This window comes from Streptomyces sp. NPDC005281 (genome assembly GCF_040607495.1).
Taxonomy (GTDB): domain Bacteria; phylum Actinomycetota; class Actinomycetes; order Streptomycetales; family Streptomycetaceae; genus Streptomyces.
In genome coordinates this window covers 1-1,079 of sequence record NZ_JBEXGX010000112.1, presented here as the reverse complement: position 1 = coordinate 1,079, position 1,079 = coordinate 1, and the positions used below count along the sequence as shown (strand labels likewise).

Annotated in this window: 1 protein-coding gene; it reads right to left on the bottom strand. The window is 66.8% G+C overall.

The genetic code is table 11. The features are described 5' to 3' along the window. Positions 1-22: 22 nt before the first annotated feature. Positions 23-1,079 (bottom strand): IS110 family transposase (locus ABZV42_RS42290; protein WP_356057683.1); only part of this gene is annotated, 1,057 nt, incomplete at its 5' end.

The window sequence follows — 1,079 nt, the reverse complement described above, 5'->3', positions numbered from 1 at the left end:
CAGTGATTCCTAATGTGGTCTGTCAAGCCGCGCGTGCAGTGGGTGGCGTGGCTTCATACGTTCGTCCATCGCGGAGGAGGGCCCAGAGGACGTTGACGCGCCGACGGGCCAGGGCGAGGACTGCTTGGATGTGTCGCTTGCCTTCGGCTCGCTTGCGTTCGTAAAACCGACGGGACTCGTCGCAGTGGCGGATGCTGAACAACGCGGATATGTAGAAGACGCGTTGGAGTCTGCGGTTGTAGCGCCGTGGCCGGCGAAGATTGCCACTGATCTTGCCGGAGTCGCGGGGCACGGGTGCGACGCCACCGAAGCCGGCGAGGCGGTCCGGGGTGCCGAAAGCGGTCATGTCGCCGCCGGTCGCGGCCAGGAACTCGGCACCGAGGATCACGCCCAGGCCCGGCATGCTGGTGATCACCTCGAAGTCGCGGTGCTCTCGAAACCGGGCCTCGATCGCCTTGTCGATCTCGGCGACCTGCTGGTTGAGGGCGATCACCTCCGCCGCGAGGGTGTGCACCATCTGGGCCGTCAACTTCTCGCCGGGCAGTCTGGTGTACTGGCGGCCGGCGGTCTCCCAAGCGGTCTCGGCGAGTCGGTCAGCACGCAGGACTCTGCGGTTGCGAAGCCAGGTCTCGAGCCGCTTCCTGCCTGTCCGGCGCAGAGCGGCCGGGGTCTGGTAGCCGGTCAACAGCACGAGTGGCCCGGTGTTGGTGAGGTCCAGGACGTGCTCCAAGCCGGGGAAGATACCGGTGAGCTGGGCACGGAGCCGATTGACGGTGCGGGTGCGGTCGGCGACCAGGTCCATGCGCCGACCGGTGAGGATCTTGAGATCAGTGACCGTTTCATCGCTGGTTCGTAAAGGACGCAGGTCGCGGCGAATGCGGACCTGATCGGCGATGACGGCGGCGTCCTTGGCGTCGGTCTTGCCCTCGCCGCGGTAGCTCTCCGATGCGCGGTGAATGGCCCGGCCGGAGATGTAGTGCAAAGGCTGGTCGTGGTGGAGCAGGATCGTGATGGCCAGGGCGGCTCCGCCGTCGGCCAGGTCGATGCCCCAGGTCACCTCGTCGCCCAGGGCCAGGACA